At 39.5% G+C, this 14,153-nt stretch carries 12 protein-coding genes and 1 tRNA gene; 3 read left to right on the forward strand and 10 right to left on the reverse strand.

Going from position 1 to position 14,153, the window contains the following annotated elements:
• Window positions 1-22: 22 nt before the first annotated feature.
• From HMPREF0501_RS01830 to HMPREF0501_RS01850, 5 genes are read right to left on the reverse strand one after another with little or no spacing between them, the layout of a single operon-like run.
• Complete coding sequence (locus HMPREF0501_RS01830; protein ID WP_006916107.1) at window positions 23-2,527, reverse strand: ATP-grasp domain-containing protein; 2,505 nt, start codon at window positions 2,525-2,527, stop codon at window positions 23-25.
• Window positions 2,520-3,602: a carbamoyl phosphate synthase small subunit gene (locus HMPREF0501_RS01835; protein ID WP_006916108.1), complete on the reverse strand. Its 1,083-nt coding sequence runs from the start codon at window positions 3,600-3,602 to the stop codon at window positions 2,520-2,522. The genes HMPREF0501_RS01830 and HMPREF0501_RS01835 overlap by 8 nt, the downstream gene beginning before the upstream one ends.
• A gap of 50 nt (window positions 3,603-3,652) precedes the next feature.
• Window positions 3,653-4,579 (reverse strand): RluA family pseudouridine synthase, encoded by a 927-nt coding sequence (locus HMPREF0501_RS01840; protein WP_006916109.1) that lies wholly within the window; start codon window positions 4,577-4,579, stop codon window positions 3,653-3,655.
• Window positions 4,548-5,051 (reverse strand): signal peptidase II, encoded by a 504-nt coding sequence (lspA, locus tag HMPREF0501_RS01845; RefSeq protein ID WP_006916110.1) that lies wholly within the window; start codon window positions 5,049-5,051, stop codon window positions 4,548-4,550. The genes HMPREF0501_RS01840 and lspA overlap by 32 nt, the downstream gene beginning before the upstream one ends.
• Window positions 5,041-5,448 carry an EbsA family protein gene (locus tag HMPREF0501_RS01850; protein WP_006916111.1) on the reverse strand — a complete coding sequence of 136 codons (408 nt, stop codon included), beginning with the start codon at window positions 5,446-5,448 and terminating at the stop codon, window positions 5,041-5,043. The genes lspA and HMPREF0501_RS01850 overlap by 11 nt, the downstream gene beginning before the upstream one ends.
• Window positions 5,449-5,480: 32 nt before the next feature.
• Here HMPREF0501_RS01850 and HMPREF0501_RS01855 point away from each other — a divergent pair, with 32 nt between their 5' ends.
• Window positions 5,481-5,870, forward strand: a complete 390-nt coding sequence (locus HMPREF0501_RS01855) for a ribonuclease HI family protein (protein ID WP_006916112.1) — start codon at window positions 5,481-5,483, stop codon at window positions 5,868-5,870.
• Window positions 5,871-6,338: 468 nt separating this feature from the next.
• Here HMPREF0501_RS01855 and HMPREF0501_RS01865 read toward each other — a convergent pair.
• A tRNA-Asn gene (locus HMPREF0501_RS01865) sits at window positions 6,339-6,411 on the reverse strand.
• Window positions 6,412-7,336: 925 nt separating this feature from the next.
• On the opposite strand from HMPREF0501_RS01865, the gene HMPREF0501_RS08680 reads away from it, so the two are divergent.
• Window positions 7,337-7,585 carry a tyrosine-type recombinase/integrase gene (locus HMPREF0501_RS08680; RefSeq protein WP_006916115.1) on the forward strand — a complete coding sequence of 83 codons (249 nt, stop codon included), beginning with the start codon at window positions 7,337-7,339 and terminating at the stop codon, window positions 7,583-7,585.
• Between the two features lie 70 nt (window positions 7,586-7,655).
• On the opposite strand, the gene tkt is transcribed toward HMPREF0501_RS08680, so the two are convergent.
• The 4 genes from tkt to HMPREF0501_RS01885 form a co-directional block, all read right to left on the reverse strand.
• Complete coding sequence (gene tkt, locus HMPREF0501_RS01870) at window positions 7,656-9,617, reverse strand: transketolase (RefSeq protein WP_006916116.1); 1,962 nt, start codon at window positions 9,615-9,617, stop codon at window positions 7,656-7,658.
• 101 nt (window positions 9,618-9,718) lie between these two features.
• Window positions 9,719-11,071 (reverse strand): PTS ascorbate transporter subunit IIC, encoded by a 1,353-nt coding sequence (locus HMPREF0501_RS01875; protein WP_006916117.1) that lies wholly within the window; start codon window positions 11,069-11,071, stop codon window positions 9,719-9,721.
• 91 nt (window positions 11,072-11,162) lie between these two features.
• Window positions 11,163-11,459, reverse strand: a complete 297-nt coding sequence (locus HMPREF0501_RS01880) for a PTS sugar transporter subunit IIB (protein WP_006916118.1) — start codon at window positions 11,457-11,459, stop codon at window positions 11,163-11,165.
• A gap of 13 nt (window positions 11,460-11,472) precedes the next feature.
• A complete protein-coding gene (locus HMPREF0501_RS01885; protein ID WP_006916119.1) occupies window positions 11,473-11,913 on the reverse strand; it encodes a PTS sugar transporter subunit IIA in 441 nt (146 codons plus the stop codon).
• A 135-nt stretch (window positions 11,914-12,048) separates the two neighbouring features.
• Here HMPREF0501_RS01885 and HMPREF0501_RS01890 point away from each other — a divergent pair, with 135 nt between their 5' ends.
• Complete coding sequence (locus HMPREF0501_RS01890; RefSeq protein ID WP_006916120.1) at window positions 12,049-14,121, forward strand: BglG family transcription antiterminator; 2,073 nt, start codon at window positions 12,049-12,051, stop codon at window positions 14,119-14,121.
• The last annotated feature ends 32 nt before the right edge of the window (window positions 14,122-14,153 follow it).

Consider the following 14,153-nt stretch of genomic DNA (forward strand, 5'->3'; position numbering starts at 1 on the left):
TTGGGAATATTCCCAATCCTTTTTATTCTATAAACTGCATTTCTGCACCCATCACTTTGAGCGCCGTTGGCGGTTCCTTGATTTGCAATGCCTTGAACGGGAATAATGCCCGATAGACGGCTGTCCGTTGTTGTGACGGCTGCTTTTCCATTGAGCGTTGCAATAATTTACCGCTAAACTTATTAATCGCCAAACGAGCAAGCACTGCGGATAAATCTAATTGCAAAACCTTTGATAGGAATGCAATGTCCGGAGCCGGCAAAGAGCGCACCATTTGGACCTGGTAATTGCCAAGCGGATCGGTTTTCAACAAAACCTGATAAAGTCCAGGACTGGTTAGCTCACGGACCGATTGCTCACCGAGTGCCATGACCTTTTTGACATCAGCTGGCGCTAAGGTGGTTGGATAACGCTTAGCAACGGTCCGATAGTTAAGCTGGTCATCTGCTTGCAACGCAGCCGTCATTCCCAATGGATAAACGTATTGACCGTCAAACAAGGCATTATACTCCAAAAGTGGTTCATTGCTGACCACATCCTCCAACTGATCTGCCGTTGGAATAGTGAGTAGCGGCATGGATTCCGGTAAATGCTTTCGTAAACGTTCTAATAGCTCACCTTGATTGGAAGCCACCATCACCTTGGCCGGATTTTCCACCCGCACAATATCCATAACCGTTTCGTTCGTTAATGGTTCAACATACCGTTTATCTGAAAACAAACTGGCCATGGTCGGTGAACTAGGATTATCGTTAACCAGCACGATTCGGTAACCATGGTTACGTAATTCGTTCATCACCCGACTAATTACATAATCATTAGCATTTCCATTACCAAGTCGGCGGGGACCACTACCAACGACTAAAATTGGTTGACTATCTCCTGGTCGGCTTTCATTTTCAATTTCAAACGTAGAATAGAAAGTTCGTGAATGCTGATCAAATTCCCCCGCCGATGGATCAACTTCTTTAAATGTTCGGTTAATCTGATGCTGTTCGCGTAAACTGAAAATTTGCTCATCATTGGTCTCCCATAATTCCGCAATTTTTCCATCATCAAATCCCCAATACTTAGCCTCTTTCAGTACCGCCGGGCTTTCTTTCAACTGCCGAATTTCCGTCTGAATTTTTAACAGGCGATTAAATTGCGCTAAATAATAGCGGTCAATCTTGGTTAACTCTGCTAATTCTTTTTCTGAATATCCCCGACGAATCGCTTCAATTAACGAATAAAGCCGGTCCCCATGGGGATGGATAAGCAGCTGGTCCAATTGATCGTCACTAATTCCGTGCATCAATTTGGCCTGGCCATTATGCCATCCAAATTGATAATCCGCGTTCGCTTTAAGTAATGCTTCAATTAAACTGCGGCCAATCCCGATTGTACTACCGACTGATTTTTTCTGGGTACCCAATTTCTGATTGTTAACGGTTAGTTGGCTAAAAGGAAAAACTGGCATCCGGACCGCTGTCCGATCCATCACTGGTTCTGTGACCGCCGTATGCTTCGTTAAACCGTGATCCAGGCGAATATTCCTCAGTAGTTCCCCGGCATATAAATGGCCAACGACCCGACTCACAGGATAACCCGTCGCAATTTCAGTAAACGTGCTAATGCGATCAAAGTATGGACTATTTTTGATTACATAGTAGCGATTTTGGTGGGGATCAAAAGCAAACTGCACATGATTAATGCCAACGATCCGCAGTTTTCGAGTAATCGCAAATGCCGTATTCCGCATATCTTGAATGTTACGATCCAATAACGTTTGCGCTGGTAGAACAGTGATTGAATCACCAGCATGGATCCCAATTGGATCAATGTCTTCAGCAATCCCGAGGCACATCATATTACCTGAGGAATCGCGCATGACCATGACTTCAATTTCTTTTAATCCCGCTAAGCTTTGTTGAACCATTACCTGACCGCTACGCGACATTTGAATTCCCCGACTAACGGCAGTTCGTAACTCTTCACTATCCTGCACAATTCGCCGCATCCGGAGTGATTTGGGAAAGACAGCACGGACCACCACTGGAAAACCAACTGCCCGTGCCATTTCTAATGCTGCCTGATAGTTATCCACCGTGGCAATCTTTTTCGTTGGTGCCTGTAAACGCCGCAACGTCTGGTTTAATAACATTGGATTATTAACCTGGCGAACTGTCGCTTCAGGTACCCCTGCAATCCGAATATCGTTCTCAGTTAAAATTCCTGATTCACCAACCGTTTGAAGAATTTCAAAAGCGCGACGACCGCCAAGCGTTGGCACAATCAGCTGCGGATGACGTTGATTAATCACATCAATAATGCTCTGGGCAGTCAGTGGCAAAATATAGCGTTGCGTAATTGCACTCGTTGTATCGAGTGACGTCGAAAATGGATTATCATCCACTAGAACGGTTTCAAAACCGGCTTTTTGCAAGGTCTTCCCAACTTCTAGAGTTGCATAGTCTAGTTCGCCACCCTGCTGTAAGTTGTCACTCCCAGCACCAATAATCAAAGCTGTTGGTTTACTTTCAGCCAAAATCTTCATCTCCTCGCTGATTCATGAGGTCCATGAACTCATCAAATAATGGATCGGTTTCATCAGGACCTGGCGCACCATCCGGGAAGAATTGAACAGAAAACGCCGGATATTGTCGGTGACGAAGCCCTTGAACACTATTATCAAGCAAGTCAACGTAAGTAATAAAAAGCTTTTGCCGATCAACACTTTCCCGATCCACTTCAAAACCGGCACTTTGACTAGCATAATCAATCTGATCAGTAATAATTTCCTTAATCGGGTGGTTCATTCCATGATGTTCTACCGGGCGCCGTTTGACAGCTGCACCGTTAGCCATGGCAAATAATTCATGTCCTAAGCCAATCCCGAACACTGGCACGTGCTGCTGAACTTCTTGAATCATTTTCAAGACTGATTTTTTTAAACTATGCGGATCACCTGGACCACTAGAAAAAACGACTCCATCTGGATCCAGCCGCAGAATTTCGTCAGCAGTCGAAGTGTATGGTAAAACGGTAACGTTACATTTTCGACGAGAAAGTTCCCGTAAAACCCCATTTTTGAGTCCAAAGTCAATTACCACAACCGTCTTGCCGACGTCAGGGTTAGGATATGGTTTTGGCGTCGCTACTTGGGCCACCTGCTGATTAGTTAAGACTGTCGCGTGAAGTTGATCAAATGCATGGTCATCAGGAACCGGAACAATACTCCCCCGGATGGGTTCAGTGGCGGAACGCAATTTATGAACGAGTGCCCGTGTATCAACGTTCGTAATTCCAGGAATATTCATTTGCTGGAGATAGTGACTGAGACTCTGGCGGTGCTGGTCATCAAATGCCGCCAAATCGCGCACAATCACGCCTTTAGCTGCTGGAACGATTGATTCGTAAATATTCCGGTTAATTGGCACATTGCCAACATTCGGTTGGGTGAAAACAATAATTTGGTTGTCATAGATGGGGTTCGTAATAATCTCTTGGTAACCAGCCATACTGGTATTAAAAATCACTTCACCAAAAGTGACCGCTGGTGAACCAAAGCCATCACCGGCATAAACCGATCCATCTTCCAAAATTAAATAACGGGCTGTCATTGAAATTTCACCTTCTGTCAATTAGTACCTTTTTCATTCTACACCACATTTTAATTTGTTCGTGGCAAATCTGTTTGATCCAAGTGCTTTAACATTTGCGCAAACCAAGTCGGTAAAGGTGCTTCAAACACCATTTCCTTACCTGTAACCGGATGCTTAAAGCCCAACAAACGAGCATGTAAATACTGGCCATTTCCCTTCAATGTTTTCCGTGGTCCATACAACGGATCACCAGCCAGCGGATGACCAATATATTTCATGTGAACCCGAATCTGATGAGTTCGACCGGTTTCTAATTTGCAGGCAACTAATGTGTAGTGTAGGTATCTTTTAAGTACCCGAAAATGGGTTACCGCTGGTCGACCGTCGGCCACGACTGCTTGTTTCTTACGATCCTTGGGTGATCGGCCGAGCGGGGCATCGATGGTGCCCTGGTCTTCTTTGATCACGCCATGAACCAGTGCTACATATTCACGTTGATTAGTTTTCGCCTTTAATTGCGCCGCTAATGAACGGTGGGCCCGATCATTTTTAGCGACCATTAATAATCCTGAAGTGTCCTTATCAATCCGGTGTACGATTCCTGGGCGATATTCACCATTAATATGCGATAGAGGACAGTGATACAATAGTGCATTCACCAAGGTATGGTTAGGATGACCCGCAGATGGGTGAACCACCATTCCCTGTGGTTTATTAACGACCAAGACATCATCGTCTTCATAAACAATTTCTAAGGGAATATTCTCGGGTTCCAAATCAATTTTTTGCGGTTGTTCAGGAATCACTTGAACAATATCGCCTGCTTGAAGATGGTATTTTGGTTTTACAGACTGCTTATTTACCGTCACGTTACCATCCTCAATCCATTTTTTTATTTGTGAACGAGACACATCAGATAAGAGCGTGGCTAGTTGTTTATCAATCCGTCCAGTCTCTTGAGCACTAATCTTTAGTTGGGTTGGTTGATTCGGCATTACGATTCCCTTCATCCTTCTCTAACAACACAATGATAATTAAAATCACGACACCAACGGTCAAACAAGCGTCCGCAATATTAAATACGGGAAAATTAATTGGCATTAATTCAAACATATCAATGACATATCCAAAGCGGAGTCGATCGATGAAATTACCAATTGTTCCGGCAAAAATCAAACTAAAGCTCAATTCAACGAGCCATTGGTCCTTAAACCGGTGCATTAGATAAATCAAAACAGCAATGGCAATAATGCTGACAATGGCAAAAAACCATTGCTTGCCTTCTAATAATGACCATGACGCACCATCATTCCGCAAGTTGGTTAATTCCACGAGTCCTGGAATTAATGGGCGGGTTTGGTTATGTAAAATGTTATTTGCTACCCACCATTTTAATAATTGATCAGCACCAATTAAAAAGACAACCACCCCACAGTATGGCAGCCAGTTAAGTTTATTATTTTTCATCGTCTTTAATCACCCCATTGGCACGCAACAGATGTTGGATGGATCGCAACGAGCGTTCAGTAAATGAAAAAGTCATTACCTCGCCTTGGACTGTAATTGTCATTGTGTGCTTCGTAAATAATGGTTGTCGAATCTCCTTCGTTGGAATCACCAAGTATTCCTTTACTAATAAGCGGTTAAAAACCATCTTGCTTGGTGAGATTACTACCGTCCGACGGAAAATCTGCAAAGCAGCTACGACTAAGAATGCCGCAATAAAAGTTGCCGTAATCCATTGAAAATGGGTAATCTCAAATGCAATAATGATCCCAATGATTAGAATAATGAGCGTCCAACTCCAATCAATGATCGCTGTTGTTAAATCAGGTTGGTAAAAATACCGTTTTTGTTCTTCCATTTTGTTCTCCTTCAAAGTATGAGGTTTTAAAAATGATTAAATTATTTACAGATGCTGCTACCAAAGATAACCCCGGCCCGACTGGACTGGGAGCCGTGATTCTGGTTGATGGGCAGCAAATTCAATTAACTGATCACGTCAAAAATGCCAGTAATCACACTGGTGAATTTCTGGCAGCACAATTTGGTTTTCAGTACCTAATCGAACACTATTCTCCAAATGAAGTCGTGCTCTTTTATACTGATAGTCGCCTAATGAGTGATGCCATTGGCAAACACTACAGTAAACATTATGCAGACCAACTTAATTCTTTAGAATCCTTAATGCAACACTTTTCAACCGTGATTACTCAGTGGATTCCAGAAAAAGAGAATCATGGTGCTCACCATCTTGCTAACCAAGCACTCCGGCAAATTGAATAACTACCTTCCAGTATAACAAAAAGCATTCTGAATAAGGACGCGTTTACTTAATTTTCAACTCAAAAAGCAAAAAAATAGGCAACCCAAGGGTCCAAAATCTCCGGGCCTGTCTATTTCTCTTGTAAGGCAACTAATTTGGCATAGTAACCATGCTGTTTCATTATTGGTTTTTGTGTTTGGTGATTATTCTTATTATTACCATTGCTAAACTTGATGACGTCAATGGGATAACGCTCTCCTTTTGAAACTCTCAGCGAATGCTTTTTGCTAGTCAATGAATAATTTGAACCGCCTGATCCATGATTACCTTTATCGGTATGAGGCTTAAAACCATACCGCATTTGCGGATGATACGTCGGTAAATGCTTATCACGTAAACATTTTCATGCGTAGACGAAACTGGCTTGTCTATGCTCCCACCAAGAAACGTTAGCACTTTCCGTGCGGATATGAGTAAACACACGAAAACGCAGACAACAGGGCTCGAACCTGTGACCCTCTGATTAATAATCAGACGCTCTACCAACTAAGCTATGTCTGCATAATTAGCAGTGTTCCACGACTGCTAATAATTGTTGCTGCTAAACCTGTGAAAGCTAGGCAACGGGCTTTTGGTTCAGGCGGCGCTAGACCAGCAGAAACACCAATTTATAAGCATAACCATAAATTAAGTCAGGAAAGAAATTTAGCATTTATTTGGAGTATTTTGTTACGACTTCAACCAATCCGTGGTTACTGGTCTTGAACCTTTTAACGACTTGCTCAGGTCAAATCTTTAATCTTTTCAACAATACCAATATACTGCTTCGAGTGTCGGCTCAGTGTCGGTTTTTCGTCCTACTTTGTCGGTAAATCGTCCGATTTTTCAATTCTCACATGAAAATCTGGAATAATTGCTGAATTAACATGGTAAATTTCGCAGCCGGTTTCAACTGTATCAGTGAACTCCCAGCACGCATCATCATCTAATGAATAATACTTATCCCGTCCGCAGTTGAGTAGTCCCACCATTTGATAAAAATATAACGATTTTCAAGGATTAACCGTGCGTCATGAGAACAACATTTTACAGCGAAATCAACGGCTCACTTAGCATTGTTATAGTCAACGTAAGTTAGAAATTTTAGTTCTGATGAATTACCAGCACCGCCGCCCGGCACCCCAGTTATATCCATACTTGGGGAGTGCAGTCCCCAGTCTCCAGCTCTTCGACAAATTCGTTCGTACTTATCATCGTCATAAAAGAAGTCACGAACTTGGTCGATGGTAGCTTACTTATCAATTTCTGGTAAAAGCCTCACAACAGCACTCCCCTTTGTTATAATTATTTTTGATTGATATTTAGGGAAGTCGTCCATTGTGACGGCTTTTTTGTTAATCTTCAGTAATCGCTACAAATAACATAAAGATTAATCAGCCAATAACCCAGTCGTGAACATGATAATGAATGGCAACACCGATTAACATTGCAACGGCAAGAGTTCTTAAACCAACGTCTGCGCAACGCTAAACGTGATTTACATATTAACAAGCCATTAACCACCCATATCTTTAGGCACACTCACGTTTCAAAATTAGCTGAATTAGAAGTACCATTATATATAATTCAAAACCGATTAGGCCATGCTGACTCGTCAACCACTCGTGACGTTTATTTACACATCACAGAAAAAATTAAACAGAAATATGACGATACTATTTTCAGCTTAAAATAACATGAGTTTGCTGTATTTGTGCTTTAAATTAAAAAAAGTCCCGTGATATAATCACGAAACTCATTATATTTTAGAGAGTGTTAAATTGGTCAACAACACCTTGAGGAGTGAAACCAAAGTCTTTAATAACTTCTGGCCCTTTTCCACTCTTCCCAAACGTATCAATTCCCATTACCTTACCATGTAAACCAACATATTGGTACCAACTCATGCTAGCTCCCATTTCCACAGCTAGTCGCTTAGTAACTGTACTTGGAAGAATACTTTCTTGATAACTTGCTGTTTGTTCATTAAATAGATTCATGGATGGCATTGAAACAACTCGAACATCTTGACCGTCCTTGGCTAGGATTTTTTTAGCTTCGATAGCCAAGGATACTTCAGAACCAGCCGCAATAATGATACCATCTGGAGTTGACTTCTCAGAATCAGAAACCACATAAGCACCTTTTTCTACCGGTGCACCAACCGTTTCCTTCAATACTGGCAATTTTTGGCGAGATGTAACTAGCATTGTTGGACGATCAGTCGTTTTGCCGATTAATTTCCATGCAGATAATGTTTCATTTGCATCTGCCGGACGAATTACATTCAAGTTTGGCATTGCTCGAAAACTTGTAAGTTGTTCAATTGGTTCATGTGTAGGTCCATCCTCACCAACTGCAATTGAGTCATGCGAACCAATAAAAATTGATGGAAGATTCATAATAGCAGCAAGTCGAACTGAGGCACGTAAGTAGTCAGTAAATACAAAGAATGTTGAACCAAAGGCGCGGTTACCACCGTGAAGATTCATACCATTAACAGCTGCACCCATCCCAAATTCACGAACACCAAAGAAGACATTCCGTCCAGCAGGATTATCCTTAGTAAAGTTACCATCATCAGCTAAGTAAGTCTTATTAGATGAAGCAAGATCAGCTGCACCACCCCAAAATTCTGGATTATCCTTAGCTAATTCTTGTAAGATATCCTGACTGGCAACACGATTTGCGATATTGTCTCCTGGTTGGTACTTAGTCGTTAAATTATCAACATCTAAAGTCTTAGTGGTAAGTTGTTTAGCTTCGGCTGGATACTTATCCGCGTATTCTTTAAACATTTGAGACCACTTTTGATATGCTGGCTTTTTGTCAGCAACTGCATCCTCAAAGAATTTGTGAATTTCATCTGTGAAATCAAATGGTGATAAGTTCCAGTTAAAGAATTCACGCATTTTAGCAACGTTTTCTTCACCTAAAGCAGAACCGTGCACAGCATTGGTACCTGCTTCTGGAGAGCCATAACCAATTGTCGTCTTAATTTCAATTAATGATGGCTTCTCTGTCTTTTGTGCTTGACGAATTACATCAATAATTGCATCAACATCTGTATTACCATCTGCAACCTTAAAATAATCCCAACCAGCAGCTTCGACACGCTTTTTTTCGTCTTCATTAGTACTCAAATCGAGTGGGCCATCCAATGAAACATCATTTGAATCATATAAAACGATTAATTTAGATAATCCCTTGTCACCAGCTAGGTTAATTGCTTCCTCACTCAACCCTTCCATTAGGTCACCATCACCAATAATGGTATAAGTGTAGTGATCAATTACTGGAAAACCTGGTTTGTTATACATAGCACCCAGGTGCTTTTCAGCCATAGCCATCCCAACGGACATTGCTAATCCTTGAGAAAGTGGACCAGTTGTTGCATCCACACCTGCTGTGTGCCCAACTTCTGGGTGGCCAGGAGTCTTAGAACCAAGTTGACGAAATTCCTTTAAATCGTCAATCGTCAAACCAAAATTATTAAAGTACAGCAAGCTGTACAGTAATGATGAACCATGCCCTGCCGAAAGCACAAAGCGGTCACGGTTTAACCATTCAGCATCTTCGGGATTAAAGTTCATCACTTTTTCCCATAATCCATATGCCATTGGAGCGGCATCAATAGCCACTCCAGGATGACCACTATTTGCTTTTTGGATCATATCGGTACTTAAAAAACGTAAAGCATCTACAGCTTGCATTTCTTTTTTATCCATCTTAAATCCTCCTACATATAAGAATAACTACTGAGGACCTAATATTCGATTCGGAACCAGTAGTTATTCACGTACATATTAATTATTGTTTACTTAAATGACTAATTTGCATCACGTTTTGGCATTAAGGCACTAACAATAATGACGATGACAGTGAATGCGATAATTCCACAAGTTACTGCAATCGCACCAAAGTGTCCTAAATTACCAAGTAAAATTCCTGGAACTAAGTAGTCTGTGTCTGCAAAAGTTGATGCGGCCATCTTCAAGTTACCAAGAACTGGCAAAATGTAAAGTGGTAACCAACTAATCATTAGTGAGTTGACAATCGCACCGATGATCGCACCACGACGACCACCCTTTGAGTTACCATAAATAGCAGCAGCACCACCACAGAAGAAATGACCAACAACCCCTGGAATAACAACAACGGTGTGCATTGCAACCATAGCAAACATACTTAAAGTACCTACAATGAAACTAACGAAGAATCCAAGTAAAACAGCATTTGGTGCAAATGGGAAGATGATTGGAACATCCAAAGCTGGCTTTGAGTTTGGAACAACCTTCTTGGCAATTCCTTGGAAGGCTGGAACAATTTCAGCTAAGATCATCCGAACACCTTGCAAAACAACTGCGAATCCAGCAGCAAATGTACCAGCTTGTACAAGAGCAAAGATAATGTAGTTAGTACCTTTACTTAATTTAGTTTCAACAAAATGAGGACCAGCAATAATAGCCAAAATGATGTAGACAATGGCCATAACAATAGTAATTGAAACAGTCGAGTCACGTAAGAAACCTAAAGTCTTAGGGAATTCAATGTCTTCGGTACTGTGCTTCTTGTCACCAAGCCATTGACCAACCCAACCAGAAATGGCATAGCCAATGTTACCAGTATGTCCCATAGCCAAGTTATCGGCATGCGTAATTTCACGCATAAATGGTTGACAGAAAGCAGGAGTAACTGTCAATAATGTACCTTCAAACAAACCACCAAGTAAAATCGTCTTCCAATTGTTACCCAAGCCAGCGCTAATTAGGATAACAGCAGTTAAACAGGAAACGTAAAGCATTGCTTGACCAGTTAAGAAGATGTACTTAAACTTCGTGAAACGTGCTAACAATACATTAACAATCATTCCAACTAACATAATCAAAGCCGTTACAGAACCATACTTAACCAAAGCAATGGCAACTACGGCTTCGTTACTTGGTACAACACCTTGAACACCTAATGCAAACTTGAACATTTTAGCAAATGGAGTTAAGGCATTACTTAAAATAGTTGAACCACCAGTTAAAATTAAGAAACCGGCAAACGTTTTAATAGTTCCTTGAATGGTTTCTGTTGCACTCTTCTTTTGCAACAGTAAACCAATCATCGCAATCAATCCAACCAGCAAAGCTGGAGTTGTTGCAATACTTTCAAATAGATTTAATATTCCATCCATATTCTTAAACTCCTCCGTGAGATATATAAGTAGAAGATTGATTAAATAATAATTGCAAAAAGAGATCGATTGTAATCTCTACTTAGATATCTTAGTCGTGTGAAATACCTTCCTTGTCGAGAATGGCATTAACCTTTTCCTTTAATTCGTTAGGATCTACCAAACTCTTTAGAATAACAACCTTTTCCTTTGGAAGACTTCCAGCTGATGTTTCCAAAGTTGGGTCTAGGAAAAAGTAATCAGCTTGATCACCAGTTGCGCTACCGATATCAGAGTGGTCAACTGTAATATCTTCTTTAACATTTTCCTCTTTAAGTAGATTTTGAATGTTCATTTGAACCATAAAGCTACTACCTAGACCTGATTGGCAAAGTGCTTCAAACTTCATAATAAGTTCCTCCTTAATCCTTTAAAACATCTAGAATCTCATCAACAGACTTTGCTGCTAACAATTTATTTGTCCGTTCACTATCCATTAACACTTGCGATAGTTCTTGAATCACCTTTAAGTGACTAGTACTATCTGTAGCCGCTAGGACGAACCATAATTTAACTGGGTGGTCTTTACTAGTTAAATCAACTGATTCATTAGTCTTTAACAATGACAAACCGATTCGCTTAACGCTAGGACGTGGGCGTGAATGGGCTAGTGCAATATTAGGGCCAATATTAATATATGGTCCTTTTTCTTGAACAACATCAATCATTGCTTCAACATAATCTGTTCCGACAGTACCATTATCAACCAATGGTTTAGCTGCCCTACGAATAGCCCCCTGCCAATTCAAAGTATCTCCATCTAGAACTTGAACCGTTTCGCTATTCAATAAATCTAGTGCCAAATAATCACCTCATTTCTCTTTTCGCAATTATAGTAAACGATTTCACAACCACTCACAAGTGCACTCTTGTGACTTGATAAAGTGCAAAAAGTTAACTATCATATAACCAAAAGATATTTAACTAGGATAAGGCATATGCAATTTACAAAAACTAAGCACGGAAACGCATTAATTAACGAGCTATTACAATCAACTCCAGCAGTTCCTTTAGAAACTCTAAAGGAACACCTTAAACTTTCCAGAAGAAGTATTTTCTATACAATAAAAAAGACCAATATTGAATTACAACAGCAAAATTTAGATCCGATTGAAAATGTCAGAGGCAGTGGGTATCAATTATCTCCTGAGACAAGACAAATTTTATCCGATTCATTAGCTATCGATAAAAAGCCAATTACTTTTACAGATTTATTTAAAAACGGTCTGAAGTTTGAAATACTCAATAGACATGATCGAGTACTGTTACTGCAATTTGTATTAATTTCTCGTCCAACTACTTCCTTAAATCAACTTGTTAAAATTTTTAATATTAGTAAAAATACTGTCTTAAAAGATCTAGAAAATATAAAAAAAGCATTACCTAAGAATATTATTTTAAGTAATGAAAAAAATGGCAAAACTTTAACCGGAAATGAAATAGCTTTGCGAAGATGGGTTTTCGAAAATTTTCGTGAATTATTATCTCTAATTAGTCCTTACATGAAACTTGATAATGACAAAAACTTCAGTAGACAACTAAGTCTGTTGGAACGTATTACAGGTAATTCATTTACCGACGATTCATTAGCATTGCTGAATAACTTTATGAAATGGTCAAGCGAAAGAATCCATAATCGTCCATCATGTGAGTTACAACTTACAAACGACGGAGACGACAATTATTCTTTAACATATACATGGGCGGTTAGCCTGCTAAATGACATTAAAATTTTCTCTTCAGCTGAAGCACATTTTTTAGCAGAAATCGTTAATACTCAAGCTTTCCAACATATCAGTGCGGACAATGCTATGATTCCTCCACTAAGGGAGATCTCCGCTAAAATAATAAAAAGATTCAACGAAATTGCTTGTGTCAGCCTGCCTCCCTCAGATAATACTTTGAATAAAAATTTAACGATTCATTTAGTATCAACTTATTATCGAGTTAAATATAAAATAAATTACCAAAACCCACTAGTTAATAAGATTAAAATTGTTTATAAGGAAACTTTTGAAATTGTAAAGTTGGCTATTCAGCCTTTAAATGATTTTGTTCACCAAAAGTTATCTGATGACGAAATCGCTCTTATTACTGTTTATTTCAGTGGTGCACTGCGAAATTCACAAGAGTTATCCCGTAGTAAAAGCGGTGTCCTAGTAATTTGTTCCAGTGGAATTGGAACTTCAGAATTATTGATATCACAACTTCGTAGCCACTATCCTGATGTAAACTTCATTGGGCCTTATAACACTTTTGAGTACGAAAATATCTCGTACTCAAATATCAAACTAGTATTAAGCACTATCCATTTGCCAATAATGCAGGAAGGTATCCCTGTCATTACCGTACCAGTCATTCCTAGTAATTATGATTGGCAGCAAATAGAAGGGACACTGCAAAAAGCTGGTGTAACTTCAATTTCTAACTCTAATAAAGTACAGCCTTCTATAATCATGGATATTATCTCTAATCACGCACGAATCGTTGATCCTGAAGGCTTAGAAAATAGTTTAAGGAATTATATTAATAGTGTTTACAATACTAACCAATTTTCTCAACAATTAACAAACGCGATCTATACTACAGACGTTATTCAGCAAAATACAGATTGGAAAAACGCTATTCAAATTTCTTTGAAACAATTAGAATATCAGAACATCATTACTGATGAATACATCAATAAAATAATTGAATTAACTGAAAGTAATGGTGACTATATGGCTATTGGTAAAGGTGTTTTTTTGGCTCATGCAGCTCCAAAAGCTGGAGTTAAGCATTTAGGTTTTAGCTATACTCTATTTAAAAAGCCATTTTTCATTCAAAATTCTTCAAAACCAATTAATTTCGTAGTAGGCCTTGCTCCAGTTGATCAACAAAAACATTTACATATTTTAGAGAATTTATTACAGTTTATTCAAAATGAACAGTTAATGGATCAATTGCATAAAATTAAAAATTATAAAGAACTAAGTATGCTATTGAGAATGGCCGATCTCATCAATGTTTAGTAGCAGATGTTCCTCTCTGATTAAATTTATTA

Source organism: Limosilactobacillus coleohominis 101-4-CHN, from assembly GCF_000161935.1.
In the GTDB taxonomy this organism is placed as follows: Bacteria; Bacillota; Bacilli; order Lactobacillales; family Lactobacillaceae; genus Limosilactobacillus; species Limosilactobacillus coleohominis_A.

Coding starts and splice junctions, on each gene's coding strand:
- tkt (WP_006916116.1), bottom strand. CDS start 9,617: ATGGATAAAAAAGAAATGCAAGCTGTAGATGCTTTACGTTTTTTAAGT.
- HMPREF0501_RS01880 (WP_006916118.1), bottom strand. CDS start 11,459: ATGAAGTTTGAAGCACTTTGCCAATCAGGTCTAGGTAGTAGCTTTATG.
- lspA (WP_006916110.1), bottom strand. CDS start 5,051: ATGAAAAATAATAAACTTAACTGGCTGCCATACTGTGGGGTGGTTGTC.
- HMPREF0501_RS01855 (WP_006916112.1), top strand. CDS start 5,481: ATGATTAAATTATTTACAGATGCTGCTACCAAAGATAACCCCGGCCCG.
- HMPREF0501_RS01835 (WP_006916108.1), bottom strand. CDS start 3,602: ATGACAGCCCGTTATTTAATTTTGGAAGATGGATCGGTTTATGCCGGT.
- HMPREF0501_RS01840 (WP_006916109.1), bottom strand. CDS start 4,579: ATGCCGAATCAACCAACCCAACTAAAGATTAGTGCTCAAGAGACTGGA.
- HMPREF0501_RS01875 (WP_006916117.1), bottom strand. CDS start 11,071: ATGGATGGAATATTAAATCTATTTGAAAGTATTGCAACAACTCCAGCT.
- HMPREF0501_RS01850 (WP_006916111.1), bottom strand. CDS start 5,448: ATGGAAGAACAAAAACGGTATTTTTACCAACCTGATTTAACAACAGCG.
- HMPREF0501_RS01890 (WP_006916120.1), top strand. CDS start 12,049: ATGCAATTTACAAAAACTAAGCACGGAAACGCATTAATTAACGAGCTA.